The organism is Herbaspirillum sp. SJZ107, assembly GCF_006715485.1.
Taxonomy (GTDB): Bacteria; Pseudomonadota; Gammaproteobacteria; order Burkholderiales; family Burkholderiaceae_D; genus Telluria.
In genome coordinates this window covers 1-23,398 of the sequence record NZ_VFNH01000007.1, presented here as the reverse complement: position 1 = coordinate 23,398, position 23,398 = coordinate 1, and the positions used below count along the sequence as shown (strand labels likewise).

Here is a 23,398-nt window from a genome sequence, read left to right as displayed (position 1 = left end):
GCAGGCCGGCCGTGCCTTCCGCGTCATCCAGCAGCAGGAGAAGATGAGCCGGCGTCGGGTGCCTTACTCGGTGCTGCTTACCCGGACGAACTCCGCGATTCGCACGCGCACCCTGGCGCACATCGAGAAGGGACTGGTGGCCGCCGGTATCCCGGTATTCGACACCGAACTGAACGAGCGTGAGGCCTTCCGTGCCATGTTCTCATTCCGTCGACCTTTGGCTGGCCTGAACCCGAGCGAAGTGTCGAATCTGGACAAGGCTATTGGCAACGCGGAACTGTTCGCCCAGGAGGTGATCGCGGCGCTGCGCGGTGCCCAGCAGCCGGCGCCGGAGGTATCGGCATGAACGAGCGCGCAAACCCGTTCGGTGACCTGGGCGACTTCGCCCCGGCCCCGGCCAAGCCAAAGCCAGATCCTGCTGTGATTGACCAGGTCGCGGAAGCGCACGGTTTTCCGAGCCGTAAGCCGGTGACGCCGGCTGTGGCAGAACCTACCCAGGTTGCACCGCCAGTATCGGCGTCGGGTGACCCCTCCCCTGCACGCAAGCAGCGCCGCTACACTACTGGTCGAAACAAGCAGGTCAACATCAAAGCGACCGATGAAACGATCCAGCGTCTGTACCGTCTGGCCGATGAGCGTCAGGTGCCGTTGGGTGAATTGTTGGAGCAGGCACTAGACGCACTGGAAAGAACTGGTACCTGAATAGTACCAATTAGCTATCCGATAGCTACTCTGGATGCAGCGGCTGTGAACTGATATGGCCGCGTACTTCATGATCGAACGCAAAGGACAGGGAGGTCACGCCGAGTTGGCGTAAGACCTTCATGTCGTCAACCGGGGTAAGCTCGTCCGGAAATACCTCTTCTTTCACGATCGAGCAGACCAATGCTTCTGCTTCCCTCCAGTATGGCCAGCCACCGCCGTTTCCCGATGGAGACGATGGTATAAGCTCTACCAAGTCCTCCTCGCTCACATCGACTGTGCGCTCGATCAAGGTCTCGTCAGCTTCCTTCAGGCTGTAGTAGATCCGTACGCTCATCTTTTCCATAAGTATCCTATTAGTATTCTCTTGGTATCTGATTGGTACCAATCAGATACCTTCTTTAAGCCTTGCCGCAACACGATCAGCAATCGTATCGGCAAGCGCGCCAACGTTTAGCCCAGGGATGTCCGGTACCTGAGGGCCTAGGTCAACAGCTCGCTGAAGGATGGCGACGATCTCACCGTGCAGGCTTCGATTGTTGAGTTTGGCTTGTTCGTTGAGGCGATCACGCAAGCCTTCAGGCATTCGGAGGGGATAGGGCATGGAGGTAGACATATAGCGAGGATATGAGTCCTCGACGAGTCAGGCAACGAGTCATGTTGACTCCCGAGTGAAAAAGAGTCATTCTTGAGGCAAGTCAGAATCAATTACAGGAGTTGATATGCAAACCCAGCCGCCGACCGCATTGCGTATGCCAACCGATCTTAAGGAATGGGTCAAGGCGTCCGCCCAAGCGAACCGCCGTAGTGTCAATTCGGAAATCGTCGTGCTGCTCGAGCTTGCAAAGCAGCAAATGGAAAAGGCCTCGGCCATGAACTGATAAACCAGACCCAGGAAGACGAAGGGCCAGCGTGCGAGGCCGGCCCTTCGTATTTCTTTGCAACCGCGCCCGGCGGAACCGGGAGGCTGCTGCAGCTCTGAAGGTAGGACTTCGGAACTGCGGCGTTGGACAAGTGCGCCTATTGGAGATCCACATGCACAACGAAATGAAGGTTAACACAGAACATTGCGGGCCGACAGGGTCCGAAGAAAAAAATACAGTTTTGCCACCACAATATGTGGGGCGCATCGGCACTCCACACGGTGCCCAGTACGTCGACCGTGGCGCCGCTCTGGACCACGCCTACATGCGGAGCAAGCAGCTTTCCAGCCTGCTACTGCTCATGAGCGGGGAGGGGGTGCCCTATTTCCGCCTCCTGAACATCAATGCGCAGGACAGCTTGCTGGCGCTGGCAAGGCAGCTGGCCACGGAGACGGAAGCCATGTTCGACATCGTCATCGCCGACCAGGACGGAGGTGCAAAATGAGCCAGCGCAAGCCAGTATCGCCGCTCGAGCAAGACTACGGCCTGTTCCATGATCGCACTATTGAAGCCGGTGACCGTCTGAAGATGGGCGCGAACAGCGCCGGCATGCTCATGAGGGATATGAACCGGATGCACCAGGTCCTAGCTGGTCTGGGCGTGGTCCTGCGCATCATCAACAGCAACTCGGTCTTGGAGATCGAGTTCGATCCCGATGATCCCCAGAAAGGCACGCCTCCTCTCAGCAAGACCGCCGAAGCCATGCTCACGACTATGGCTGCCGCAATGTGCGAAGAGATGCGCGACAGCATGGAGCGTCGCTCTATCGATTACAACCGCGAGGTGAAAGCATGAGCGGCCGCCAAGACAATGCCGGCGGCGCTGGCCTCAATGCCGACCAGGAAGCCCAGCCTTTCCATAAGCCGTTCTCGTGGCTGAACACGGAAGCATTGAACCGCAACGTCAGCTTCATCGAGAGCGTCGCCGACATGTGCGCGGGCATCCAGACTTGCCTGCAGCTGGTCAACTCGACAGATATGGCTCTCCACGCACGCACTTGGGATGGCGATGACCAGCCGGTGCTGGGGCGGGTCGACAAAGAAAGGTTGCTGCGCCTGGCGATTGCGGTGACAGGCACGCTCGCAGATGGCGCACACAAGGAGATTGCGTGGATCAATGATCAGGCACGGAAGACGGCGAAGGAGAGCGCGCGATGAAAAACCATTCTCTACACATCGCCGGCACGCCCGGCCTGCGCGTCGATGGCATCGACGTGGCCCAGCTGCTGCGCGACCTGGGCGAGGCTAGCGCGGCCAGCAGCGCGGTCGACCTGTTCGGCCTGTGCCTGAGCGCGCAGCGCGTACTGGAGCGTGTGCATGCCACCACCAGCAGCCCTGCGGCCGGAACCTCCTGGGCCGAGGCCGAATTGCTGGGGTCCTACCGTGCCATGAGCGACGATGGCCGCTCGCGACTGGTCAGCATGGCAAGGCGCATTCAGAAGCCATTCGCGCGCCAGCGGCCCGGGCTAATGCTTATTGAGGGCAGCCGGGACACACCAAACTGTGGTTTCCTTGAGGACAAGTTGTTTCCAAGAAGGCAGAATACACATGCTGTCGTCGATGACGATGGTGATTCAGGCCTGACATCCAGGCCGTAAAGGTTTTCGGCAGTGCCTAGCTTTAGCGGGCGAAAAGGTGGCTCCCTTACCACCCTGGCACTGCCTCCTATTTTTTAAGGGCTGCGTTTAAGGGAACGCTATGAAGACAGGGTTCTTCGCTATTGGGCTGGCCGAATGGCGCCAGGCCTGCGAAATCGGCCTTAATCCAGCCGTCGCTTTTCTCGTATTGGCCTGCGGGACTGGTCCGGATAATCGGACTAGCGCTTGGTCGGCTAATTCGGTCCAAACTTATGGTGGTATCCGTTGGGAGCGTGCTAAGCCTGCCATTGATCAACTAATAAAGGCTGGGCTGGTGACGCTGGCCGAGAGCTCGACCAAGGCCAGGCCCCGCTACAAGTTGAAACTCTCCGAAGACAGGATCTGGCTGCCAAAGAACATTGTCATGCCATTGGCCGGGGAAGAGCCAATAGTGCATCGATTGCGCCAAGTTCAAGACGTGATGGTACTGCGGCTGTTTGTTGAGCTGTACGACGCTCAAAACCTCGCTGCTGATGGCGGAATTGCGAGGTCGATCTATTCGCGCAAGTACGAAAAAAAGGTGTGTCGCGACGTTGGCAACATGGCCTATCTTGGGTTTACGAAGGAACACAACTATATGACATGGGGCGTTCCTGTGGTCGACGTCCATAAAGGACCCAAAAAGGAGTCAGCACCGTTCTTTGACCGCATGAAAATCTTGAAAGACATGGGACTAGTTCAAGAAGCCGCCTACCTTTTCGAGTCATCAGGAACCGACGCGGAGATCCTGTTTCCCGTCGACGGCCCTGAGCCAGAGGAGAGTCAGATGCGCTGGGAGGCCGAGAACGTCGTAGCGACTAACTTACAGGGCGGGGAGGCGCTGATTGAGCAGTATGACTACGTTATCCCTGTCTATCGTCATCAGCAGTCAGCAGAGCTGTATGGCATCTATCGAATGCGATTCCGTGCTCACACTGCTAACACTTCGGCATGGTATGCCCGTCTGAGAGAGAGGGTTGGAAGCGCTCTGACTATGTTCCGTGCCGCAACAACGTAGACATCAAGGTGTATCAAGGTTTTATCAAGGTATTTCAATGAAAGTAGGAAATTATCAAGGTGAATCAAGGAACGTCGGAGCGCGTCGCTTTCGCGAGGTTTCGAGGCCAAGAGGAGAGAGATATGAGTATCTGGTTTCTGGACAATAACGGAGATGATTTGATAACCCTCCGCTATGCGGCAGAGGTTTTGAACGTCAGATTGCAAGCCGTCGTAAAACTGGGTCTGCCCCGTTACATGGTGGCCAAGAAAGCGGCTTACAAAAAAAGGGATGTCGAAGCGTTTCTGATGACTGATCTGGAGACACCCAATGCTTTGCTGCGAGAGCTGCAGGAAGAGCACCGCCAGGTGCAACTCAAACAGAGGGCGCACCCATCGACGCGTTATCAATCGGTCGCGGGCAATCATCTTCTCCGGCCGGATGAAGCAAAAACCGCAAAGCAGGCCTCGAAAGCGAATCGCAAGAGACCCCTTAGCAAAGACGAGGTGTTCGGCGGGTGGCATAGTTCCTTGTCCCTCAATAAGCCTGTGATGCCCGCTGAACCTATGACAGAGTATGAAGCGAAGCTTTACGAAGGAATGCGTGAGCGGGTAAGGCAAGACCTGGCTCGAGCCGAAGAGGAAATTCGTTCTCAAAGTGGCCCGGCATGGGAGATGATGAAATTTAAGCGCAATCTGTCCAAATAACGCTATCTGGATTCACATGGGACGATTTTAATGGTATATTTCCCTATGATTGGAATTTTTGTATCCTGAGAAATTACGGTCCCTTGGCAATATGTAATGTGCGCTCCGGCGTCACCATCACCCGAGGCAGTCGAACACCCGGTCCGCAGTAAAGCCGGCGCTCGCACTGAAAAAAGCAGCATCAAATAAACCGCCCCCTGAGGCGGTTTTTTTTCGTCCATACCCTCCACAACTTCGCAGTACCGAAAGCCGGCTCGCCTAACAGCAGCTGGCTTTTTTCGTTAACTCGCTCGCCTTGCGTTTATCGCCTGGCGGGCTTTTTTTTGGGAGAAGTCGAATGAACATCATCACCTTGGAGCGCGTTACCGAGAAAACCACGCTGGGCCGCAGCTCGGTCTACAACTACATGAAGGACGGCAGGTTCCCGGCATCGGTGCGCTTGGGCGAACGCCATGTGGGCTGGGTGGAGGCCGAGGTCGACGACTGGGTCAAGAAACAGGTTGCGGCAAGCCGTGCAGAGCAGTCGAACGAGGTGCCAGCGTGAAGGCGCCGACCGTAAATGCGAACGCCCCCGGTGAGGGGGGCGCTGTGTTCGATCGGGCTGGGGGGCCTGCAGTACACAAGATTGTCGTCTGCGGTGCACAGAATATCACGGACGTTTGCAATGAACTAACTATTGCCGGCGTGGCGTTGCAGTCGGCCGACGGGAAAACGCAACTGGACACCCTGCGCCGCGCGCTCCAGTACCGGGGCGCCCGTGGCCTGAACACCTACGAAGGCACGGCGGCCGGCTATCTGCGGCTGGCCACCAGGGTCAAGGAGCTCAGGAAAAGCTGGGACATCTACACCCTGAGCGAGGACGTGGTCGGCCCTGATGGTCTCCTGCACAAGCGCGTCGCCCGCTATGTCCTGCGCGGCCGGCGCCAGGATCTGCACGCACCTGCCCGGTCGCTGCTACCAGAGGTGCGCCCATGAATTTCTACAAGCACTTCTTAGGCGACTACAACCGCGCGACCGGGCACCTGACACTGGTCGAGCACGGCGCCTTCCGCCTGATGCTGGACCACTTCTACGGCGCCGGCCGTCCGCTGCCGGGCAATCGGAAGTCCCTCTACCGACTGCTGCGCGCCGAGAGCGAGGCCGAGCGCCGCGCCGTCGACGCCATCGCAGTCCAGTTCTGGCGGCCTTTGCCGGCCGAAATGGAGCCGCTTTACGAGGCGTTGGGGCTCCGGTCTGAGGAGGAGCGGCGACCTCTACGCGCCGTCGTCACCGAATGGACGGAGGTCGGCGGCCTGATCAACGTGCGAGCCCTGGGCGAGATGGTGAAAGCCCGGGTGATCGCTGAGAAAAACAAGCAAACCGCTATCGAACGCGAACAGAAAAAGCGGTTGCGCCTGGTTTCAGGAGGTCGCTCATGATGCTCGACAGCAGCGTTTTTGAAGCACGGAATGTGGCACAAGTGGTAACACCAGATGAGCACGCTGCGTGCTCCAGTCGTGCACGTATCCATAGCCATAGCCATAGCCATAGCTTTAAAACCCCAACCCCGCCCAGCCAAGGGATGGCCGGTTCGGGTGCCTTGACCCTCCGGCCTTACCAATCCGCGGCTGTCCAAAACCTCCGCCTTGCCCTGGCTGGGGGAATTGTTCGGGAGATGCTCTGCAGCCCAACCGGGAGTGGCAAGACTGAGATGGGCATGGCCCTGGTTCGCGGGGTCCAAGCAAAACGCAAGCGGGTGATCTTCCTCTGCAACCGTGTGCACCTGGTCGAGCAGACCTCCCGCAGGTTCACCAAGGCCGGGATCACGCACGGCATCATTCAGGGCGAGAACACTGCCCGGGTCTACGAGAGCGTGCTGGTGGGCAGCATCCAGACGATCGCGCGGCGTGGCATGCCCGAGGTCGACCTGATCCTGATCGATGAGGCGCACACGGTCGCCGGCTCGAAGGAATACCGGGCCGTCATCGCCGCCGCGAAGGGCATCCCGGTGATCGGGCTGTCGGCCACCCCATACGCTCGCGGCCTGGGCAAGCACTACGACGAGCTGGGCGGCCCGTTGTTCGAGCACATGACGGTAGCGGCGACGATCCCTGACCTGATCGAGGCCGGCTACCTGGTCGACTGCGACGTGTATGCGCCGAGCGAGCCGGATATGACCGGCATCAAGCAGGCGCGCAACGCCTTCGGGGACATGGACTACACCGACGCCGACGTCGGCCGCGCCGCGAATAAACCGGAGCTGGTGGGCGACATCGTGACGCACTGGCTGCGTCTGGCGCGCGGAACGCCGACGGTCTGCTTCGCGGCGAACATCGCCCACAGCAAGCACATCGTCGAGCGCTTCCACGCCGCCGGCGTCGCCGCCGAGCACATCGACTGCTACACCGACGAGGAGGAGCGACGCGCAATCCTGGCCCGCGTCGAGACCGGCGAGACGATGGTGATCTCGAACGTGGGGATCCTCGCCGAGGGCTGGGACTTCCCGGCCTGCCGCACGCTGATCCTGGCGCGGCCGACCCGCTCGCTCATTCGCTACATCCAGATGGCCGGGCGGGTGCTGCGCCCACACGCCAGCAAGGATCGCGCGCTGATCCTCGACCACTCCGGTTCGGTGGTGCGCCTGGGGTTTCCTACGGAGGAGTTTCCCCTCGAGCTTGACGACGGCACGCCCCGCGATGCGAAGGGTGGCCAGGACGAGCGGGAAAAACCGCTGCCGAAGGCCTGTTCGTCCTGCAGCTACGTCAAGACGGTCCACAAGTGTCCAGTGTGCGGCTTTGCGCCGGAGCGCCGCGCGAACGTCGATGTCCGTGCCGGCGACCTGGTGCCGATCACCAAGAAGACGAAGCCGCCGAAGATGGAGAAGCAGGAGCTCTATTCCCAGCTGCTCCATATTGCGGAACAGCAGGGCTATAAGTCGGGCTGGGTCTCGAACAAGTACCGGGAATATTTCGGCGTGTGGCCGCGAGGCATGCGCGACGTGGCGGCGCCACCAGGTCGGGAGGTGATGGGTTTCATCAAGCACCTGAAGATCAAGCACGCGAAGGAAAGGGAGGCGGAGCATGCAGACGCTTAAAACCAGAACGGCTGACGAGGCGATCGGCCGCTGGCCCGGCATCCTGCAGCAGCTGGGGATTGATCCCGCCTACCTGAGCAAGAAGCACGGCCCCTGCCCGATTTGCGCAGGCAAGGACCGGTACAGGTTCGACGACAAGGCCGGCCGTGGAACCTGGATCTGCTCGCACTGCGGATCGGGCGATGGCTTCCAGCTGCTGCAGCGCGTGGTCGGCTGGTCGTTCAGCGAGGCGGCCAAGCAGGTCGACCGGATCGTCGGGGCGGTACCGGCCGGGCCGATCGTGCCGGAGCGGACCGACGCCAGCAAGATCCGCGCGCTGACCCAGGTGTGGGAGACCAGCAAAGCCGTCGTGCACGGTGATCCGGTGTGGCGGTACCTGAACCGGCGTCTCGGGTTACAGCTGATCCCGGCCGACCTGCGACTGCACCCTGGGCTCCGCTACACAGACGAAGACGGCAGGGACCTCGGCCGCTTCCCGGCGATGATCGCCCGCATCCGGTATCCGGACGGCGCAGGCGCATCAATCCACCGCACATACCTCACCGAGGACGGGCAGAAGGCGCCCGTACCGCAGCCGAAGAAAATCATGGCCGGGAAAACGCTCAATACGGGCTGTGTGAGGCTCGGAGCGGCCGGGAGGACACTTGGTATCGCCGAGGGCATAGAAACGGCGCTGGCGGCCTCCTGTCGCTTTGGCGTGCCTGTTTGGGCCGCAGCCAATGCGGCGCTGCTGGAAGCCTGGGTGCCGCCGCCCGGCGTGGAGCGGGTTCTGATCGCTGGCGACAACGACGCCAGCTTCACCGGCCAGGCCGCGGCGTTCGGGTTAGCGCGCCGGTTAGCACAGAAAGGCCTGTCGGTTGAAATCCAGATCCCGCACTTAGTCGGGAAGGATTGGGCCGATGAAGGTCTCTAAGCAGTTCCTGCGCGACTTCGCCTACATCGCGAATTTCTACGGCTGGAGCGCCGCAGACGTCGAGGACGCCAAGGCACAAACCCGAGCAAGCCCAGATGAGCTTATTCCGTACTGGACCCGGCTTGCGGCCGCGCACCGCGCCGGCTATGCGCAGACCAGGGAAAACAACTTTATGCGCCTCGAACAGTGGCTCCAACTTCAGGGCGGCGCCCGCGCGCCCTAACTCTCGGATCTAACCGCGGTGCCTGTAGCAATCACTTCAACCACGAAAGGCAAGACCATGAAATTGAAACTGAACCCAGACGGCTCGGCCGTCGTCCAGAACGGCATGCCGGTCTACGTCCATTCGGATGGCTCGGAGCATCCCTTCGATGCCGCTGGTACCGTCGAGGCACTCAATCGCCGGCACTTCGAGACCTCCAAATTCGTTACCGAGCGCCTGACCGTCCCCGTCGACGTCGCCCTCGCAGCCTTCGGCCCATCGTTCAAGGTCGAGGGCGGCAAGGTCGTCGCGCATGACCGGAACGGGATCAAAGTCCTGTCCCATGCCCGCCTGGGAGAGGACGCCGATTTCGAGGAAGCAATCGAGCGGCTGGTGAACCAGTACCCGAGCAAGGACCAGATCCTCCGCGCAGCCGGCTCCTCGAGCAGCGCCCCGAGTCAGAGTGGCGGCGGCGGTGGGCAACAGAAAAAAATCGGCAACCTCAGCGGCTCGCGCGAGGAGCGCACCGCCGCCCTTGCAAATCGATTCCCCGAGCTGAGTTAAATCTGTTGTGGCTGTCTCCTGCGTATCACCGCATTTAGAGCTTTTTACGCAAGAGACAGCCGCCGTTCAGTTGTCAAAGCCTGGAGATTCCAATGAGCACCTTCTCTATTCAAATCAACGCCTGGATCCAGAAGACCAAGGACGACGCCGACAAGATCGTGCGGTATGCGCTGGAGGAAGTTGATAAACGGCTCGTGTATCGCTCACCGGTCGGTGACGCCGACTACTGGCAGCGGCCGGCGCCAAAGGGCTACACGGGCGGGCGGTTCAAGGGCAATTGGCAGATGTCGGTCGGCTCACCTGCGACTGGTGAAACCGGCGTCATCGACAAGGACGGCTCGGCGACCCTGGCTGCGCATAAAAGCGTGATATCAGCCGCGAAAGCTGGCGAGGTGTACTACCTGGTCAACACTGTCCCCTACGCCAAGCGCCTGGAGCAAGGCTGGTCCCGGCAGGCGCCGGTCGGCGTGGTCGCGATCACGGTCGTCGAGTGGAACAACATCATCGAGAACGTCGTCAACGGTGTGAAGGCCGGGACCAGCGCGGCCGACTTCGCTCAGGGGTGGCAGACCTACAAGCTATAGCCAGAACGCCGCCCGCTAGTTTTACCAGGCCTTTACGGATCGGAAGCCGATGGAGGTCCCGCCCACCCCTGGAGGTGGTCCATTGCCATAGTGCAGGTGTACTCGAACGCACCCGATCCGGTCGCAAGCTCGGTAAAAGAACGAGCAAAGCCGCAGCGCACGATCGGCCGGTTGCCAAACAAGAGGTTGCCACACTGGTTTCCACACTATAGCCGGTATCCAAGCCCAGGTATCCAAGGCGGTATCCACAGAAAGTGCCGCCGAATAAGTACGCAGCACGCGGGGAAGTACGCATGGTTTGGGGCATTTGAGCTGTTGCTCCTCCTGTCGCCCATAGGGGATTACGCGCCCTCTTCCTTTACCTAACTTTACGGATAAGTACGCGGCAAAGCTGTGCCGCACATCAAAACGAACTATTGAAAGGAGGAGCGATGCCGAGATGGACCGATGCCGCCCGCGCCAAGCAGGCGGAGCTCGTTCGCCGGTGGCGTCCGTGGGAGAAGTCATCCGGCCCAACGACAGCCCAGGGCAAGACACGCTCGAGCAGGAATGCGGACAAAGGCGGCGATGCGGGGAGGGCGCTCAGGCTGGCCCAGGCGATCGACGAGCTATCTGCAGCAGTTGCCAAGGTCGAAAAGCTGACCAAGCGACATCGAGCAGCAAGCAGTGGAACGCGTGGCGCCGTGGTGACGCCACCAACAACAGGCGTAATCGCCAAAGGATAGATGAAATGAAAAAACGAGTTATCCCGAAGGGTAACAAAAGCCTTGATGCAACGGCAGCCGCGCTGCTGGTCGAGTCGGCCAGCGTAGTGGCCAGTCTGCCGCCGAATATCACGGCCGCCGGAGTCGCGGCTTCGCAGGCATTCGTCGACGGCACTCTCACCGCCGCCAAGGCCGGGGGCTACACAAAAACCGATGCCTTGCGGGCGATGCTGCTGGGTGGGCAAGCCAGCAGTCGCCTCGTGGAAATGACGCGCGCGGCTTGCAAGGCTGCAGGCTTTGCTGCCATCTGCAAGTTGGTGACTGGGCTCGAATCGGCACACAAAGCGCATTGCGCACAAGGGGGCGGCCTATGACCGACTTCGCCTCGATTGGCATCGATCTCGATGCCCGCCCGGTGGTCGAAGGCACCCGGGCACTCGACGCCCTGGCCGAGACCAGCGCTAAGGTTGCGCAAAAAGTTACCGCGATGAACGGCGGTATGAGCGATACCGCGAGAATCATGCGCGCGAACGCTGAGGCCACCAAAACCGTCGACGACGCAAGTGCCAAGTTCCTGGCGAACCTCCAGCGCGAGATCGACCTGTTTGGCGCGAACCGCGCGGAGATGGAGCGCTACAACGCCGCCGCAGCCGGCCTGTCCACCGAAACGCAGCGTGCAGCGGCTGCTCTCGGCTCGAAGATCGACGCGCTGCGCCGGGACGAGCAGGCAGCGCGCGCCGCGGCGGCAGCCGAAGACCAAGCGACCAAGGCGGCCGATCGCTTCATCAAGAGCCTGAACGACCAGGTCGCGACACTCGGCATGAACACGTCGCAGATGTTGGCCTATCGCGCCGCCCAGTTCGGCGTATCGGATGCGGCCGCACCGCTCATCGCGAAGCTGTCGGAGGCTGGCGCCGGCGCAAGTAGTGCCGGCAAACACATGGAAGGCCTGAGCTTCCAGTCGGTAGGCGCGCGCCGCGAACTGCTGGTTTTGGCTCACGAGCTGAGCCAGGGAAACTATCAGAAATTTGGCGGCTCGATGATGGTCCTCGGCGAACAGACCGGCGCCGCCGGCCTGCTGTTCAGCGCGGCCGGCCTGGCGGCGCTTGGCTTGACCGCTGCCGTGGTCGGTCTCGGGTATGCGCTCATCAAGGGAGCATCCGAGCAGCGCGCCATGAACAATGCGCTGATCGAGACCGGGCACTATGCCGGCGTCACTGGTGACCAGCTCAACAGCATGGCGCACGCCGCCGTCGAAGCTGGCGGCAGCATTCGAGAAGCCAAGAAGGTGGTCGCGGAGCTGGCCGGCACCGGCAAGTTCACGGGCGAGCAGATCGGCTACATTACCGAGGCTGCAATCGCGATGGAGCATGCCACTGGCAAGTCTGTCGAGAAGACCATCAAGGAGTTCGAGTCGCTGGCAGTGGAAACAAGCGGTAACACGCTGCGCTCGACCGAAGCGATTTCCCGCGCGGCACTCAAGCTGGACGACACCTACCACTTCCTGACCGAATCGGTTTACGAGCAGATCCGGGCGCTGGAGCGGGAGGGCGAACAGAAGGCGGCCTCGGCGCTGGCCACAAAGACCTTGGCGGAGGTCACTGACCAGCGCGCAGAGGAAATGGTGCAGAGCCTGGGGTATGTTGCTCGTGCGTGGCATGGCATCACCGAGTTCATCGGCAAAGCAGTCGATAAGGCGGGCGAATGGGGGATGAAGGTCACGCCAGCAATGGAGGTCGCCCGGTTAACGAAGGAAATCCAGCAGTTGCAAGACGGCTCGTACGCCTCCTTCCATGGGGGGCGAGACGCCTATAACGAGGCAACGCTTGCCGCTATGCTTGCCGCTGACAAGGTGGCCCTGACCAAGGCGCAGGCAGAGCTCAACAAGGTGAACGCGGCTGCGGCCGCAGCGGGCGCGCAGCAAATAGCGCAATCCGAAGCCAAGCACGCCGCTTCGCGGATCGAGCAAGACGATATGCGCCTGCGGAAGAAGAGCATGTCGGAGGAGCAGCTCGACATCGACAGGTACATGTCCGACGTCGCCAAAATCCAGGCCGTGAACCCGAAGAGTGCGCTGGTTACCGATGAGGCGGTAGCGGCGCACCTGGCCGCCATCAAAAAGGCGCATGCCGTGACCGTCAAGGGTAACGACGACCGTGCAGCGGTGCTGCAAGACGCCTTTACCCGCGAGCAGACCGCGCTCGACCGCGAGAGGTCGATTTACGACGCTCGCGGCAAGATGCTCGACCTGTACCACACGAAGTTCGGCATGTCCGATGCCGACTACTATGCCGGCCGTGAAGTTGCGCGCGCGGAGTATGTGGCATCGGAGGCGAGTACCTTCGCCAAGGAAACGGCGCTGGCTCAAGGCGCCGAGGCGCAAGCCCGCAATCCGCAGGAGGTGGCAGCGGCAAAAGGAAAATACGACCAGCTGGTAAAAGCACATGAGAAATTCGTGGATGACATGCGCAATGCCGGCGGTGAAGACCGATCCAATGCCGATGCGGCTTCGCAAAAAAAGTACGACGACATCGTCAACGCGACGCACGATGCCGGCGTGGCCGCGATCAAGAGCCTGGACAGCCAGATCGAGAAGCAAAAGGAGCACAACGCCGAGATTGGCAAGACCAAGGAGCAGATCGAACTGGCGCGGCAAGCGCAGGTTGATTTTGCAACAGTCCAACTGCAAAGCGATGCCGATTTCCTGCGCGATGGCCTGGCCAAGTGGCAGCTCGATGAAAAATCGGCGGCGGTCTACACAATGCGCCTGAACGACCTTGACGCCGAGATCGCCAAGCGCAGGGAGCTCGCTGGGCTGCATGCTGCGGGTGCCGATCAGGAATCGCTGGCAAAGGCATCCTCCGACCTGGACAAGTACCTCGACCCGACCAAGGCTGAGAAGTTCGGCAATGCCCTGCGCGGATCGTTGGATGGCGCAGCCAAGTCGATGGGCGACCTAGCCAACGTTATGCAGCGGTTCGGTGCGCAACAGGCCGCAAATGACAAGGCGCGTTCCGAAGCCCAGCAACTTCTGGCCGGCAACGACGCACAGCGCGCCAAGGGCCTGATCGACTTGGAGCAGATCAATCGCAAAGGCACGGTCGAGCAGCTGGCCGGCTACGGCAACATGGCGGCGGCCGCTGCCGGCTTCTTCGGACAGCACAGCAGGGGCTACAGGGCATTGGCGGCCGTCTCGCAAGTGTTCCATGCGGCTGAGCTCGCGCTGGAAATGGAGTCGATGGCGACGAAGCTGTTTGCCACCTCTACCGTGACCGCAGCGAAAACCACGGCTGCCGTGGCCGAGAACGTGGCGGTTACGTCGACGGTGCCCGTCACCTTGGCGGCAGAAGGTGCGAAATCGACCGCCTACGGTATGAGTGCGCTTGCGGCATCGCTGGCGGCGCCCTTCCCGGCGAATCTGGCCGCATTTGCAACTGTCGGGGCAATGCTGGCTGCAATCGGTGTCGCGGTCGCTGGGGCCAGCGGCAACAGCCCCACTCTTTCAGAAGAGCGCCAAGTAGCCCAGGGCGCCGGCACGGTCCTGGGTGATGGCAAGGCGAAATCGGAATCGATTTCCCGGGCCGTTCAGTTGGCGGCATCGAACTCGAGCACGCAGATCAACTACCTGTCGGGCATGCTGACCTCGTTGCGCAACATCGAGACGGGCATCAGCAGCTTCGCCAACCAGATCGTCAGCGGCACGGACATCGCCAATCCGAAGATCAATCTGAACACCAACAACGGGCTGGCCAGCACCGCGACCACTGCAGGGTTGGCGACTGGCGGCGCGCTGCTGGGAATGACGGGCGCGGCATGGACGGCGGCGGCCGGCAGCGGGATCGCCGGGTCGGCGCTGGCGTCGCTTGGCGCTGCCGCGGGGCCGCTCGGCGCCGTCGCTGGCGCGCTTGTCGGCGGAATCATCAGCAAGATCCCGGCAATCAGCAACGCCTTGACCAGTGTCTTCGGTGGAAAGCAGAGCCTGCAGGACTCCGGTTTCACGATGGACAAGGCCAGCCTGGCGGCGATCCTCGCCAGCGGCGCTCGGGCGAGCAGCTACGCCGACGTCAAGACCGACGGCGGCTGGTTCCATGGCGATAAAAGCAGCACCCAGTCGAAATCGCTCGGGCAAGATGCCAACGTGCAGTTCAGCCTGGTTATCGAAAGCCTGGCCGACAGCGTCACCGAGGCCGGCAAGCTGTTGGGCGTGTCCGGCGCCGGCTTCGAGGCGCAGCTCAACAGCTTCGTCGTCGACATCGGCAAGGTTTCGCTCAAGGGGATGACCGGCGACGAGATCCAGAAGGCGCTGGAATCGGTGTTCTCGAAGCTGGGTGACCAGATGGCGGCGGCGGCCGTCGGCGGCCTACAGCAGTTCCAGAAGGTCGGCGAAGGCTACCTAGAAACCCTGGTACGGGTGGCGTCGGACTATGCCAAGGTGGACGCGTCGCTGCAGTCGATCGGCAAGACCTTCGGCAGCGTGGGTGTGCAGTCGATCGCGGCCCGTGAAGGTCTGATCGCGCTGATGGGCGGCATCGACCAGTTCCAGAGCCAGACGGCCAGCTTCGGCTCCAACTTCCTGACGAAGCAGGAGCAGCTGGCGCCCGTGGCCAAGTACGTCGACGACCAATTGGCGGCGCTGGGCCTGGGCTATGTCAAGTCGCGCGACCAGTTCAAGGCCGTCGCCTTGGGGCAGGACCTGAGCACCGCGGCCGGTCAGAAGCTGTTCGCATCGCTGATGGGCCTGCAGGAAGCCTTCGCCGCAACACACGCGGCGGCCGTCGACCTGACGAAGACCGAGCAGGAAGTGACCGACGAGCGGAAGGACCTGCAGGACCAGCTCGACCAGGTGACGATGACGCAGGCCCAGCTGGCGGCGAAAGCCCGCAACGCGCTGGCCGAGGTCAACCGGCCCTTGTACGACCTGGTCCAGACGGCCCAGAAGCTGGCCGACACTGCCACCAACATGGAGAAATTCCGCGACGCAGCCAAGTCGCTGAACGACACCATGCTGACCGGCAGCCTCTCGGTGCTCAACCCTGAGCAGCAAGAAGCCGAGCTGCAGGCCCAGTACGAGAAGATCAAGGCTGCGGCTATGGCCGGCGACACCAAGGCGCAGGATCAGTTTTCCGGCGCCCTGACGGCGTGGCTGACCGCTTCGCAAAAGCTGAACTCGGGCGACACGCAGTATCAGGCCGATTTCGCCCAAGCGCAGCGAGATTCGGCCGCGGCGGCGGCCTGGGCATCGAGCCAGGTAGACACCGCACAGGCGCAGCTCAATGCGATGAACTCGCAGACGGACGCCCTGCAAAGTGCGAACGGCGCGCTCAACACCGCGAACACGATCCTGCAGACCATCGCTCAGAACACGAGTCTGATGGGCGGTGCGCCAAGCGGGGCGAATGTGATCGGGACTGCGCTGTCGGCGCTGAGCACCGCAATTAACGCGCTTAAGCAAGACAACACTAAGCTGACGGAGCAGGTCGCCGCCTTGCGTAAGGATCAGGACAGCCAGACAGGCGACTCCATGCAGGCGAACGACGACTCGGCACAGCGGGCAGCGCACGCCATCGTCGACGGGGTAACCCAAGGCGTAACGCAGGCTGTGTCCAGGCTGGTATCGACGAAGTCACTTTTAGTATGACAACTCTGATGCGCAAGCCGTGTCGCGGTCGACGCCAGTTCAGGTGGTGAAGCTCGAGTAAAAGGAGCGGCGTTGTTCTAACCCTCCAAGCAACCGCGCTGCAGGCGGTGCTTGGAGGCTTTTAGCTTTGGGGAGCTCATGGTTGATGGACAGGTCGTGAACTACGCGCAGTCCTGGCTGCGCACGGTCGAGCCAGGCGCGTCCTAATCAGGGACGTAGGCCGCATCCTTCCGGACGTTCCATGCCTTGCCGACCTTGATTGGCTGCGGATAGATTCTCCCGTCGTGGACCCATCGTAAAAGGGTGCCGCTGCTGGGGGCATGCTCACCGAGGAGCAGCGCTGCCCAAAACTGGAGTGGGATGAATCGGGGGAGCCCGACCATGTCTTCGGGCAGCAGGTGCATGGAACCGTAGGGCTGTGGTCGCGTTTGGGCAGACGACTTCTGGGTCTGCAACTCCGCACGGTTTTTCAGGACCCACTCGACAAGCGACTCCTTCGGCTTGGCTGGTTTCGGGGCTGGTTCCTTGCCGGGCGTGGGCTTGCGTTTGACCGTTGTGCACACGTACGTCGACGCGCCACTCGATGGAAGCGGAGGAACTGGCGGGGCATCGCCTGTCTTGAGTTTCGACCAGTATCCTCGGGCAGGCCTGGGCACATCCAATGCGAAGCACGCCTTGCGTATTTCGCCCTCGGTCAGGTCATACTTGCGCGCCACCATGCTGACGCCTTTCGACCAGACATCACGGTAAAGTTCTTCGCGGTCCAAGATCACATCCATGGAACAGAAGGGTAGCGTAAACCGGGAGCGCTGTTCAGCCGCTGAACAGTCAGGCCGGCGAAATTAACGAAGGCAGGATAGGGGCAATGGCGGCAACTGTATACAGACCTCGGTATGGCCGCCGCCTTGCACTAAGCAGAAGGTTGGCACAACTTTTTGCTTGTGCCAACCTTCTGCTGAAAAATTGAGATACAATGTATCTCACTCAGTCGTGACGTATTTTCTGTTATCTAACCCACCACAAACTAGGAGGCCATCATGGCAGCAACAGCAATGGTTCACGTTCGAGTGGATGAGCAGGTTAAGATGCAGGCTGCAGAAACGCTGGAGTCGATGGGCCTGTCTTTGTCCGATGCGATACGCGTTTTTCTAACACGTATCGTGGCAGACAAAGAAATGCCCTTCAGTATCAAAGCTCCTAATGCAGAGAGTCGTGCTGCTATAGCTGAGGCTGAAGAGATCATTGAACGTCGCCGCGCTCGTTTTGCAACGGCGGATGACCTATTCAATGAGCTCGAAAAAAACAGCAGCAAGTAAGCGTACCAATCTGCCGCGAGCGGCAGACTATACGAAGGCGTTCCTGAAAGATTGGGAGCGCCTTTCTCATTCTGGCCGCTATGACATGAAGCGCCTTAAGGAAGTCATGGGCCTTTTGACTGCCAATGACGCGTCACTCCCCCCTGAGTGGCTGGATCATGAGCTGGATCATGACTGGGCGGGGCATCGTGAATGCCATGTAGGGGGAGACTTCCTCCTCATCTATAAGCTCGCCGCGGTTAAACCTGAGATGATCGTGTTCACGCGCGCTGGAACTCATTCTGAGCTTTTCAAAAAAGGTTAAACAGCAGGTGACCTCACGACCCGCATGACGGTTGCTCGTGAGAGGTTGTGGATGCGCGCCAGGGTACTGATCGATACGCCGGCCGCGTGCGCCTCGGTGATCGCGCGCCGATCGGCATCGGTGGTCAGCGTTGGGCGGCCAAGCGTTTTTCCTTCAGCCTTCGCGCGCGCCAGGCCGGACTGGGTGCGCTCCACCAGCAGATCGCGCTCCATTTCGGCGACGGCAGCCAGCATCGTCAGCATTAGCTTGCCGGCTGCACTGGTCAGGTCGAGCTTCCCCAGCTGGAGGACGATGACCTCGATGCGGCGCGCGGCCAGCATCTTGATCGTGGCGCCGACGTCCTGGGCGTCGCGGCCGAGGCGGTCCAGCTTCGTCACCACCAAGGTTTCGCCGTCACGGATTTGGCCGAGCATCTTGGCGAACTGCGGACGCTGCGATGCCGACACCTTGCCCGACACCCCTTCATCCGCATACCAGTAGTCGACCGCATAGCCGGCCGCTTCGATCTCCCGGCGCTGGTTCTCCGTCGTCTGTTCTTTCGTGCTGACTCGACCGTATCCGAAAATTGCCATTTCCATCTCCTCTTTGCTGTCCAAACACGTCCAGCGATGTCCAATAACGTCCATTATATATATGAACATGTTCAATAGTCAAACTGCTATTTTATGAACATGTTTCGGACGTATGTGATTGACCTGTTCACAAACGGTCGATTTTGGACAGGTGTCCACATGTCCCATAATCGTAGGATTTCGGGTAGTTGCGAAAGATATAAGGAAATTGTATCGATGCCGCGCCTGTCCGAAATCGAAGGTTTCAGGACACAGACAGCGGCCGGCGCAAAAGTGAGCCGGCTGAATTTTCAGCTGACGTCCGTCACCAATGAGTAGGTTTGCCGACGATCGGTCCAAAACTGGATGCATCTCAGTCGGCCGGGCGGCACGGCGTCCTACTTTTCCTTGAGGACGTTCGGCACCCACATCGGCTCTGGCGGCTTGACCTTTTCTTTGCACCCCTCGATCGCCGTGCGCGGGACGATCGGGCGTCCGACTGCATTCGTGAAGAACGGGATGCCCTGGGCGCGCAGCTGCTCCGCCTGCAGCGCATGCTTGGTCCGGCCCGTCAGCTCGCGGACTTCTTCTGCTGTCAAAAATGTATCCGACATCACTTCTCCTTCCTGCCCTGCTTCTGGAAACCTACGCGGCTCGCGCGGCACCATCTGGCCCGGCTGATCAGCCGGTCACCGCCGGCGCTGCTGGTCGTTGAGGTGAGCATACGCACACGGTACCGCTCGCGCGGTGCCGGCCGGTGACCCTGCTCAGATCAGCAATGCTCCATGACTCAAGCCATCACCGCGGGCAGATAGGGTATCGCCATCAGGCCGCCAGTGACGATCATGAACACGATGAGCATGGCCGCGCCGCGCGGGTGCCGGTCGAAAACGCAAACGAGCCGGGCCAGGGCGTTGAGAGTGGCCGGGGTAAATTTGATAAGCATATGGCTCCAGTGGTTAAGGAGACCAACGCGGTCTCCTATTGTGTCACCCATGCTGGCGTCACGACAGCGGCCCGTACAGCGATCGCGGATGTGCCGACAGCGAGCACAGCATGCCGGGCATGAAGGTTCGGTTCCTCTGGTGGGATTTCCGGCTTGGGCCGGCGGCCACGTCGCCACCGCCACGGCCACCGCCGTGCTGGGTACCTCACTCGATGCGCCGCCGGTCGACACCCCAGCGATCGGGATCCATTGCCGTGAGGTCGCCAAACGCTACCCCATCGCTGATGCTCTCGGCCGTACCCTGCCAAACGTGCCCGCCGAGCTCAGGCGGTCCGCCCGAAACGCGCCTGACAGAACAAATTTACGTGTCGGGAAACGATTTTGGAAAAAACGCTCACGGTTTACTCACAAGGACGCCCATTTCGTGATTACAATAGACGAATGACGACCGTACAACTGATGACTGTCAGGGAAATCCGGAAGGCCGGCAGTGGTATGCTGGGCGAGTGGATTGCCGTGCAGGATGCCCAGGGCAGCTACAAGGTGCGCTGTGGCGACATCGAGCTGTGTACCGTCAACGGGAAAAAAACGAGGAAATTTCGCAGCCTGGACGTTTTGCGCCAGGCGCTGAAGGAGGAAATCGGAGTAACCGAATTTCGAGTGCAGGAAGAACAGACATAGCGCGGCGCTGAAACAAAAAAGCCATCCTGGCAGGGATGGCTCTCTGTGGCCCGTGGGACCGGTACAGCATAACTCTTTGGACGGAGTTGGTACCGGCAGATTAACACGCCCGGTAAAAACGACGCAAGTGAATCATATACACACTACACGATTATGCCCGGCAGGCAAGCTGCTGGGGCATGAATGGGTATAGGCAGCACACAGCTAGCCCTCGATCTGTCGCAACCCATCAACCACCATGAGAAGCTGCATGCCAGCCCTCATGGGACGGTGCTGTACTGGGAGGCGCTCAAGGACGACCACCGGTGGACGAAGATTCAGCCGGGCGACCCCGTCGCGCAGCTGGTGTCCGGGTTCGCCGGCGGTGCCGACACGTACCTGACAGTCAACGAGTTCTACGGGTGGCGCCACGTCCGCCAGCTCAAGAGCCTGCGCGCCTGCTACGTCGACGTCGACGGCACAAACAATCTGGACGACGTACTCGATGCGCTGCGCGCCGCGCGGCTGCCGGCGCCGTCGTTCGTGGTGTTCTCTGGCCGGGGCATGCACCTCTACTGGATCCTCAAGCCAACCCCGTGCACCGCCCTGCCAGTGTGGCAGCGGGTGCAGGACGCTCTCATCAAATCGCTGGCCTGCATCAAGGCCGACCCAGCAGCGCGCGATTGCGTCCGAGTGCTCCGCCTGGTGGGCACCACCAACGCCAAAAACGGGCAGGAGGTGCGCGGCCTGGTGTTGACGGACGCCGTGTGGACGCTGCATGAGCTGGCCGACGAGGTGCTGGGCGCCCGAGAGGCGAAGCGCGGCAAGGTCTACGACCTGTCAGCGGCTGGCGCGCGCAAGGGTAAGAAGGCGCGCAAGTGGACCGGCAGCATCTACGACTGGTGGCACCTGGTCTACCGCGACATGTGCGCGATTACCGATTACCACTGGTTCGGGGGCGTGCCCGAGGGCTACCGCGACCGCGTGCTATTCGTGATGTCCGTGGCGCTATCCTGGTTCACGCATCCCGACAGCCTGCACGACGAGATCCTGGCCACGGCAAGGACATTCACGCCAACGCTTGACGAGCGGGAGGTCGTGACGCTCATGGCCCCGGTGCTCAAGCGGGCCGAACTGGCGGCCGCCGGCGAGCGCCTGGCGTACAACGGCAAGCTGTACGACCCTCGCTACAACTACTCAGCGGAAGGCCTGCGCGACTACCTGGGAGACGTGATCTCTGCTGAGCTGAATGCCCAGCTGCGCGCGCTGGCGCCGGCAGATGTCATCCAACAGCGGAAGAAAGAACGTGACGCTGGGCGCGATCGCGTGGCTGAGGGCCGCTACAAGCAGGACCGTGCGGCGTACCTGCAGGCGGCCGAGAACAAGGCCGCTACGGCGCGCCTGATGAGGGCGCAGGGCAAAACGCCCAAGGAGATCGCCGAGGAGTTGGGCATTTCGCGCGCCTCGGTGTTCAATTACTTGAAGGCGACAGTCTAAAGTCCGCCCTCCTTATATAGCCCCCGCAGGGTAGGCTTTTAGCGGGTTCTGTACTGGTTGTTCCTCAGGAGTTCCATTGATCACTGCATACAGAACGGAAGCTGCTAACATGTACACTTTGTCGTTAGGGCGCACGGGTTGTCCGTCTACTTCCCATACGGGGTTCGGAAGTGGAATGTGCATTACTGGAACCCATGTCGAAGCATCAGTCTTGTCGAAAATATGTTTTTCAACGACAAGATATCCTTTCGCTGTTTTGTCCTGTGCTTTGAACTCTAGGATGAAGCGCCCCTCCCCGAACTGGCTATTCAGTCGTCCCAAAATACGCCCCGAAGGTTCTTCGGTTACCTTAAATTTTGGTAAGCCTCCAATGGAGTTTTCGCCGTCGAAGTCTCCGGCCATTAGCTGTATATACGACTTTGCTTTTCGTTCGAGGTGTTCTGCTTCGTCCGCTAGATAGCGCAAGCCAAAAAGTTCTTCCTGTGAAATCAAGCCTGTGCGCATAGACCCTCCTAAGTAGTGGAATCAAAATTATCTCAGGTTAGGTACCTCATGGTGTTGTGGATTTGCGGGGGACAGTACCGCTCGCAACGTAAAGAAAAAGCCAGCATATAGCTGGCTTTTTAGGAGGCTGAGCGAATGACCTTACGGTGCTCCACTCGCGGCGGTAGCGGTTGCAAGAGTGACACCAATTGCGAAGTTTTTGAGCTTAACGCTCGGGCGCTTCAGTTTTTTCAGGTCCATATTTAGCTCTCCGTTGGCAGTGAGTTGGGCGCTGTATTGCGCCGATTTTTTGCTCTGCAAAGGGGCTGAAACATGATTCTGGGTGTGTTGCTGGTATTGCTGCGCCGAAGTGGCCGGTGCGGCAGGTACGCCTGGCACCGTAAAATCACTCAAGAGGCAGCGATCCGCCTCTGAATCTTGAGATTATATCTTTTTGCAGGGATTAGGGTAACAAAGTCATTGCTGACATGATATACCTGATTGGTATCTAATAGCTATTCATTGGCTACTAGGTAGCTATCTGGTACCATCTGGCGATTCTTATAACAGGGAGAACAGAATGCCCACTATTGTCTTTGTGTCGCCCAAGGGTGGCGCCGGCAAGACCACCTCCTCGCTGATCTTGGCGGAACAGCTGGCCCGTGCTGCTGACGTTACTGTGATCGACGCCGACCCCAACCGCCCCATCGAGAGCTGGACCAAGGGCGGTGCCAAGCCGGAGCGCCTGCATGTGGTCGCAGATGCTGACGAAGAGAACATCATCGAGCGGATCGAAGAGGCTGCAGCGCGCACGCCGTTTGTCATCGTCGATCTTGAAGGGACAGCGTCCAAGATCGTGTTGATGGCTATCAGTCAAGCTGACCTGGTGATCGTTCCGACGCAAGGCAGCCAGCTCGACGCCGAGCAGGCCGGCCGTGCCTTCCGCGTCATCCAGCAGCAGGAGAAGATGAGCCGGCGTCGGGTGCCTTACTCGGTGCTGCTTACCCGGACGAACTCCG

At 60.4% G+C, this 23,398-nt stretch carries 31 protein-coding genes and 1 pseudogene; 24 read left to right on the top strand and 8 right to left on the bottom strand.

Annotated elements, in window-relative coordinates:
* Positions 1 to 346 (top strand): annotated as a pseudogene (locus FBX97_RS29805) (chromosome partitioning protein ParA); the annotation flags it as partial.
* Positions 343 to 702, top strand: coding sequence for a stability/partitioning determinant (locus tag FBX97_RS29150; RefSeq protein WP_141839444.1), 360 nt, complete (start codon positions 343 to 345; stop codon positions 700 to 702). The pseudogene FBX97_RS29805 and the gene FBX97_RS29150, both read left to right, overlap by 4 nt.
* Before the next feature lie 25 nt (positions 703 to 727).
* Here FBX97_RS29150 and FBX97_RS29145 read toward each other — a convergent pair whose 3' ends face one another.
* Positions 728 to 1,048, bottom strand: coding sequence for a hypothetical protein (locus FBX97_RS29145; RefSeq protein WP_141839442.1), 321 nt, complete (start codon positions 1,046 to 1,048; stop codon positions 728 to 730).
* Positions 1,049 to 1,090: 42 nt separating this feature from the next.
* Positions 1,091 to 1,306, bottom strand: a complete 216-nt coding sequence (locus FBX97_RS29140) for an Arc family DNA-binding protein (RefSeq protein WP_185748806.1) — start codon at positions 1,304 to 1,306, stop codon at positions 1,091 to 1,093.
* 118 nt (positions 1,307 to 1,424) lie between these two features.
* Here FBX97_RS29140 and FBX97_RS29135 point away from each other — a divergent pair, with 118 nt between their 5' ends.
* From FBX97_RS29135 to FBX97_RS29050, 17 genes are all read left to right on the top strand, one after another.
* Positions 1,425 to 1,583 (top strand): Arc family DNA-binding protein, encoded by a 159-nt coding sequence (locus FBX97_RS29135; RefSeq protein WP_141839438.1) that lies wholly within the window; start codon positions 1,425 to 1,427, stop codon positions 1,581 to 1,583.
* Between the two features lie 154 nt (positions 1,584 to 1,737).
* On the top strand, positions 1,738 to 2,070 hold the full coding sequence (locus FBX97_RS29130) for a hypothetical protein (RefSeq protein ID WP_141839436.1): 333 nt from the start codon (positions 1,738 to 1,740) through the stop codon (positions 2,068 to 2,070).
* Positions 2,067 to 2,420: a hypothetical protein gene (locus tag FBX97_RS29125; RefSeq protein ID WP_141839434.1), complete on the top strand. Its 354-nt coding sequence runs from the start codon at positions 2,067 to 2,069 to the stop codon at positions 2,418 to 2,420. Before FBX97_RS29130 ends, FBX97_RS29125 begins: the two co-directional genes overlap by 4 nt.
* On the top strand, positions 2,417 to 2,782 hold the full coding sequence (locus FBX97_RS29120; protein ID WP_141839432.1) for a hypothetical protein: 366 nt from the start codon (positions 2,417 to 2,419) through the stop codon (positions 2,780 to 2,782). The genes FBX97_RS29125 and FBX97_RS29120 overlap by 4 nt, the downstream gene beginning before the upstream one ends.
* The gene (locus FBX97_RS29115) at positions 2,779 to 3,222 is read left to right on the top strand and encodes a hypothetical protein (protein ID WP_141839430.1); all 444 of its coding nucleotides are present in this window, start codon (positions 2,779 to 2,781) and stop codon (positions 3,220 to 3,222) included. Before FBX97_RS29120 ends, FBX97_RS29115 begins: the two co-directional genes overlap by 4 nt.
* A gap of 100 nt (positions 3,223 to 3,322) precedes the next feature.
* A complete protein-coding gene (locus FBX97_RS29110; RefSeq protein ID WP_141839428.1) occupies positions 3,323 to 4,258 on the top strand; it encodes a hypothetical protein in 936 nt (311 codons plus the stop codon).
* A 122-nt stretch (positions 4,259 to 4,380) separates the two neighbouring features.
* Positions 4,381 to 4,944 (top strand): hypothetical protein, encoded by a 564-nt coding sequence (locus tag FBX97_RS29105; RefSeq protein WP_141839426.1) that lies wholly within the window; start codon positions 4,381 to 4,383, stop codon positions 4,942 to 4,944.
* Positions 4,945 to 5,281: 337 nt separating this feature from the next.
* Complete coding sequence (locus FBX97_RS29100; RefSeq protein WP_141839424.1) at positions 5,282 to 5,488, top strand: AlpA family transcriptional regulator; 207 nt, start codon at positions 5,282 to 5,284, stop codon at positions 5,486 to 5,488.
* A complete protein-coding gene (locus tag FBX97_RS29095) occupies positions 5,485 to 5,919 on the top strand; it encodes a hypothetical protein (protein ID WP_185748805.1) in 435 nt (144 codons plus the stop codon). The genes FBX97_RS29100 and FBX97_RS29095 overlap by 4 nt, the downstream gene beginning before the upstream one ends.
* Complete coding sequence (locus FBX97_RS29090) at positions 5,916 to 6,362, top strand: YdaU family protein (RefSeq protein WP_141839420.1); 447 nt, start codon at positions 5,916 to 5,918, stop codon at positions 6,360 to 6,362. Before FBX97_RS29095 ends, FBX97_RS29090 begins: the two co-directional genes overlap by 4 nt.
* Complete coding sequence (locus tag FBX97_RS29085; RefSeq protein WP_221631898.1) at positions 6,359 to 8,017, top strand: DEAD/DEAH box helicase; 1,659 nt, start codon at positions 6,359 to 6,361, stop codon at positions 8,015 to 8,017. Before FBX97_RS29090 ends, FBX97_RS29085 begins: the two co-directional genes overlap by 4 nt.
* Positions 8,004 to 8,930, top strand: a complete 927-nt coding sequence (locus FBX97_RS29080; protein ID WP_141839418.1) for a toprim domain-containing protein — start codon at positions 8,004 to 8,006, stop codon at positions 8,928 to 8,930. Before FBX97_RS29085 ends, FBX97_RS29080 begins: the two co-directional genes overlap by 14 nt.
* On the top strand, positions 8,917 to 9,153 hold the full coding sequence (locus tag FBX97_RS29075) for a hypothetical protein (RefSeq protein WP_141839416.1): 237 nt from the start codon (positions 8,917 to 8,919) through the stop codon (positions 9,151 to 9,153). Before FBX97_RS29080 ends, FBX97_RS29075 begins: the two co-directional genes overlap by 14 nt.
* Positions 9,154 to 9,210: 57 nt before the next feature.
* Positions 9,211 to 9,696 carry a DUF6651 domain-containing protein gene (locus FBX97_RS29070; protein WP_141839414.1) on the top strand — a complete coding sequence of 162 codons (486 nt, stop codon included), beginning with the start codon at positions 9,211 to 9,213 and terminating at the stop codon, positions 9,694 to 9,696.
* A 92-nt stretch (positions 9,697 to 9,788) separates the two neighbouring features.
* Complete coding sequence (locus FBX97_RS29065) at positions 9,789 to 10,280, top strand: hypothetical protein (protein ID WP_141839412.1); 492 nt, start codon at positions 9,789 to 9,791, stop codon at positions 10,278 to 10,280.
* Positions 10,281 to 11,010: 730 nt separating this feature from the next.
* Entirely contained in the window at positions 11,011 to 11,358 is a 348-nt protein-coding gene (locus FBX97_RS29055) for a hypothetical protein (protein ID WP_141839409.1), read from the top strand.
* A complete protein-coding gene (locus tag FBX97_RS29050) occupies positions 11,355 to 16,622 on the top strand; it encodes a phage tail length tape measure family protein (protein WP_141839407.1) in 5,268 nt (1,755 codons plus the stop codon). Before FBX97_RS29055 ends, FBX97_RS29050 begins: the two co-directional genes overlap by 4 nt.
* 203 nt (positions 16,623 to 16,825) lie before the next feature.
* Here FBX97_RS29050 and FBX97_RS29045 read toward each other — a convergent pair whose 3' ends face one another.
* Positions 16,826 to 17,389: an excisionase gene (locus FBX97_RS29045; protein WP_185748804.1), complete on the bottom strand. Its 564-nt coding sequence runs from the start codon at positions 17,387 to 17,389 to the stop codon at positions 16,826 to 16,828.
* Positions 17,390 to 17,659: 270 nt separating this feature from the next.
* On the opposite strand from FBX97_RS29045, the gene FBX97_RS29040 reads away from it, so the two are divergent.
* Positions 17,660 to 17,938, top strand: a complete 279-nt coding sequence (locus tag FBX97_RS29040) for a type II toxin-antitoxin system RelB/DinJ family antitoxin (RefSeq protein WP_221631897.1) — start codon at positions 17,660 to 17,662, stop codon at positions 17,936 to 17,938.
* Positions 17,910 to 18,242: a type II toxin-antitoxin system YafQ family toxin gene (locus FBX97_RS29035; protein WP_141839401.1), complete on the top strand. Its 333-nt coding sequence runs from the start codon at positions 17,910 to 17,912 to the stop codon at positions 18,240 to 18,242. The genes FBX97_RS29040 and FBX97_RS29035 overlap by 29 nt, the downstream gene beginning before the upstream one ends.
* On the opposite strand, the gene FBX97_RS29030 is transcribed toward FBX97_RS29035, so the two are convergent.
* From FBX97_RS29030 to FBX97_RS29800, 3 genes are all read right to left on the bottom strand, one after another.
* Positions 18,239 to 18,814: a recombinase family protein gene (locus FBX97_RS29030; protein ID WP_141839399.1), complete on the bottom strand. Its 576-nt coding sequence runs from the start codon at positions 18,812 to 18,814 to the stop codon at positions 18,239 to 18,241. The genes FBX97_RS29035 and FBX97_RS29030 overlap by 4 nt on opposite strands.
* Positions 18,815 to 19,191: 377 nt before the next feature.
* Positions 19,192 to 19,407: a DUF4224 domain-containing protein gene (locus FBX97_RS29025; protein ID WP_141839397.1), complete on the bottom strand. Its 216-nt coding sequence runs from the start codon at positions 19,405 to 19,407 to the stop codon at positions 19,192 to 19,194.
* A gap of 176 nt (positions 19,408 to 19,583) precedes the next feature.
* A complete protein-coding gene (locus FBX97_RS29800) occupies positions 19,584 to 19,739 on the bottom strand; it encodes a hypothetical protein (RefSeq protein ID WP_185748803.1) in 156 nt (51 codons plus the stop codon).
* Positions 19,740 to 20,180: 441 nt separating this feature from the next.
* On the opposite strand from FBX97_RS29800, the gene FBX97_RS29020 reads away from it, so the two are divergent.
* Positions 20,181 to 20,420, top strand: a complete 240-nt coding sequence (locus FBX97_RS29020; RefSeq protein WP_141839395.1) for a hypothetical protein — start codon at positions 20,181 to 20,183, stop codon at positions 20,418 to 20,420.
* Positions 20,421 to 20,603: 183 nt separating this feature from the next.
* On the top strand, positions 20,604 to 21,896 hold the full coding sequence (locus FBX97_RS29015) for a helix-turn-helix domain-containing protein (RefSeq protein ID WP_141839393.1): 1,293 nt from the start codon (positions 20,604 to 20,606) through the stop codon (positions 21,894 to 21,896).
* A 12-nt stretch (positions 21,897 to 21,908) separates the two neighbouring features.
* On the opposite strand, the gene FBX97_RS29010 is transcribed toward FBX97_RS29015, so the two are convergent.
* Positions 21,909 to 22,400 (bottom strand): hypothetical protein, encoded by a 492-nt coding sequence (locus tag FBX97_RS29010; RefSeq protein WP_141839391.1) that lies wholly within the window; start codon positions 22,398 to 22,400, stop codon positions 21,909 to 21,911.
* Between the two features lie 141 nt (positions 22,401 to 22,541).
* Positions 22,542 to 22,793, bottom strand: coding sequence for a hypothetical protein (locus FBX97_RS29005; protein WP_141839389.1), 252 nt, complete (start codon positions 22,791 to 22,793; stop codon positions 22,542 to 22,544).
* Between the two features lie 166 nt (positions 22,794 to 22,959).
* Between FBX97_RS29005 and FBX97_RS29000 the strand changes: the two genes are divergently transcribed.
* Positions 22,960 to 23,398: ParA family protein (locus FBX97_RS29000; protein WP_141839387.1), on the top strand; the 439-nt coding region annotated here is incomplete at its 3' end.

Coding starts and splice junctions, on each gene's coding strand:
- FBX97_RS29150 (WP_141839444.1), top strand. CDS start 343: ATGAACGAGCGCGCAAACCCGTTCGGTGACCTGGGCGACTTCGCCCCG.
- FBX97_RS29145 (WP_141839442.1), bottom strand. CDS start 1,048: ATGGAAAAGATGAGCGTACGGATCTACTACAGCCTGAAGGAAGCTGAC.
- FBX97_RS29140 (WP_185748806.1), bottom strand. CDS start 1,306: ATGCCCTATCCCCTCCGAATGCCTGAAGGCTTGCGTGATCGCCTCAAC.
- FBX97_RS29135 (WP_141839438.1), top strand. CDS start 1,425: ATGCAAACCCAGCCGCCGACCGCATTGCGTATGCCAACCGATCTTAAG.
- FBX97_RS29130 (WP_141839436.1), top strand. CDS start 1,738: ATGCACAACGAAATGAAGGTTAACACAGAACATTGCGGGCCGACAGGG.
- FBX97_RS29125 (WP_141839434.1), top strand. CDS start 2,067: ATGAGCCAGCGCAAGCCAGTATCGCCGCTCGAGCAAGACTACGGCCTG.
- FBX97_RS29120 (WP_141839432.1), top strand. CDS start 2,417: ATGAGCGGCCGCCAAGACAATGCCGGCGGCGCTGGCCTCAATGCCGAC.
- FBX97_RS29115 (WP_141839430.1), top strand. CDS start 2,779: ATGAAAAACCATTCTCTACACATCGCCGGCACGCCCGGCCTGCGCGTC.
- FBX97_RS29110 (WP_141839428.1), top strand. CDS start 3,323: ATGAAGACAGGGTTCTTCGCTATTGGGCTGGCCGAATGGCGCCAGGCC.
- FBX97_RS29105 (WP_141839426.1), top strand. CDS start 4,381: ATGAGTATCTGGTTTCTGGACAATAACGGAGATGATTTGATAACCCTC.
- FBX97_RS29100 (WP_141839424.1), top strand. CDS start 5,282: ATGAACATCATCACCTTGGAGCGCGTTACCGAGAAAACCACGCTGGGC.
- FBX97_RS29090 (WP_141839420.1), top strand. CDS start 5,916: ATGAATTTCTACAAGCACTTCTTAGGCGACTACAACCGCGCGACCGGG.
- FBX97_RS29085 (WP_221631898.1), top strand. CDS start 6,359: ATGATGCTCGACAGCAGCGTTTTTGAAGCACGGAATGTGGCACAAGTG.
- FBX97_RS29080 (WP_141839418.1), top strand. CDS start 8,004: ATGCAGACGCTTAAAACCAGAACGGCTGACGAGGCGATCGGCCGCTGG.
- FBX97_RS29075 (WP_141839416.1), top strand. CDS start 8,917: ATGAAGGTCTCTAAGCAGTTCCTGCGCGACTTCGCCTACATCGCGAAT.
- FBX97_RS29070 (WP_141839414.1), top strand. CDS start 9,211: ATGAAATTGAAACTGAACCCAGACGGCTCGGCCGTCGTCCAGAACGGC.
- FBX97_RS29065 (WP_141839412.1), top strand. CDS start 9,789: ATGAGCACCTTCTCTATTCAAATCAACGCCTGGATCCAGAAGACCAAG.
- FBX97_RS29055 (WP_141839409.1), top strand. CDS start 11,011: ATGAAAAAACGAGTTATCCCGAAGGGTAACAAAAGCCTTGATGCAACG.
- FBX97_RS29050 (WP_141839407.1), top strand. CDS start 11,355: ATGACCGACTTCGCCTCGATTGGCATCGATCTCGATGCCCGCCCGGTG.
- FBX97_RS29040 (WP_221631897.1), top strand. CDS start 17,660: ATGGCAGCAACAGCAATGGTTCACGTTCGAGTGGATGAGCAGGTTAAG.
- FBX97_RS29035 (WP_141839401.1), top strand. CDS start 17,910: ATGAGCTCGAAAAAAACAGCAGCAAGTAAGCGTACCAATCTGCCGCGA.
- FBX97_RS29030 (WP_141839399.1), bottom strand. CDS start 18,814: ATGGCAATTTTCGGATACGGTCGAGTCAGCACGAAAGAACAGACGACG.
- FBX97_RS29025 (WP_141839397.1), bottom strand. CDS start 19,407: ATGTCGGATACATTTTTGACAGCAGAAGAAGTCCGCGAGCTGACGGGC.
- FBX97_RS29800 (WP_185748803.1), bottom strand. CDS start 19,739: ATGCTTATCAAATTTACCCCGGCCACTCTCAACGCCCTGGCCCGGCTC.
- FBX97_RS29020 (WP_141839395.1), top strand. CDS start 20,181: ATGACGACCGTACAACTGATGACTGTCAGGGAAATCCGGAAGGCCGGC.
- FBX97_RS29015 (WP_141839393.1), top strand. CDS start 20,604: ATGGGTATAGGCAGCACACAGCTAGCCCTCGATCTGTCGCAACCCATC.
- FBX97_RS29010 (WP_141839391.1), bottom strand. CDS start 22,400: ATGCGCACAGGCTTGATTTCACAGGAAGAACTTTTTGGCTTGCGCTAT.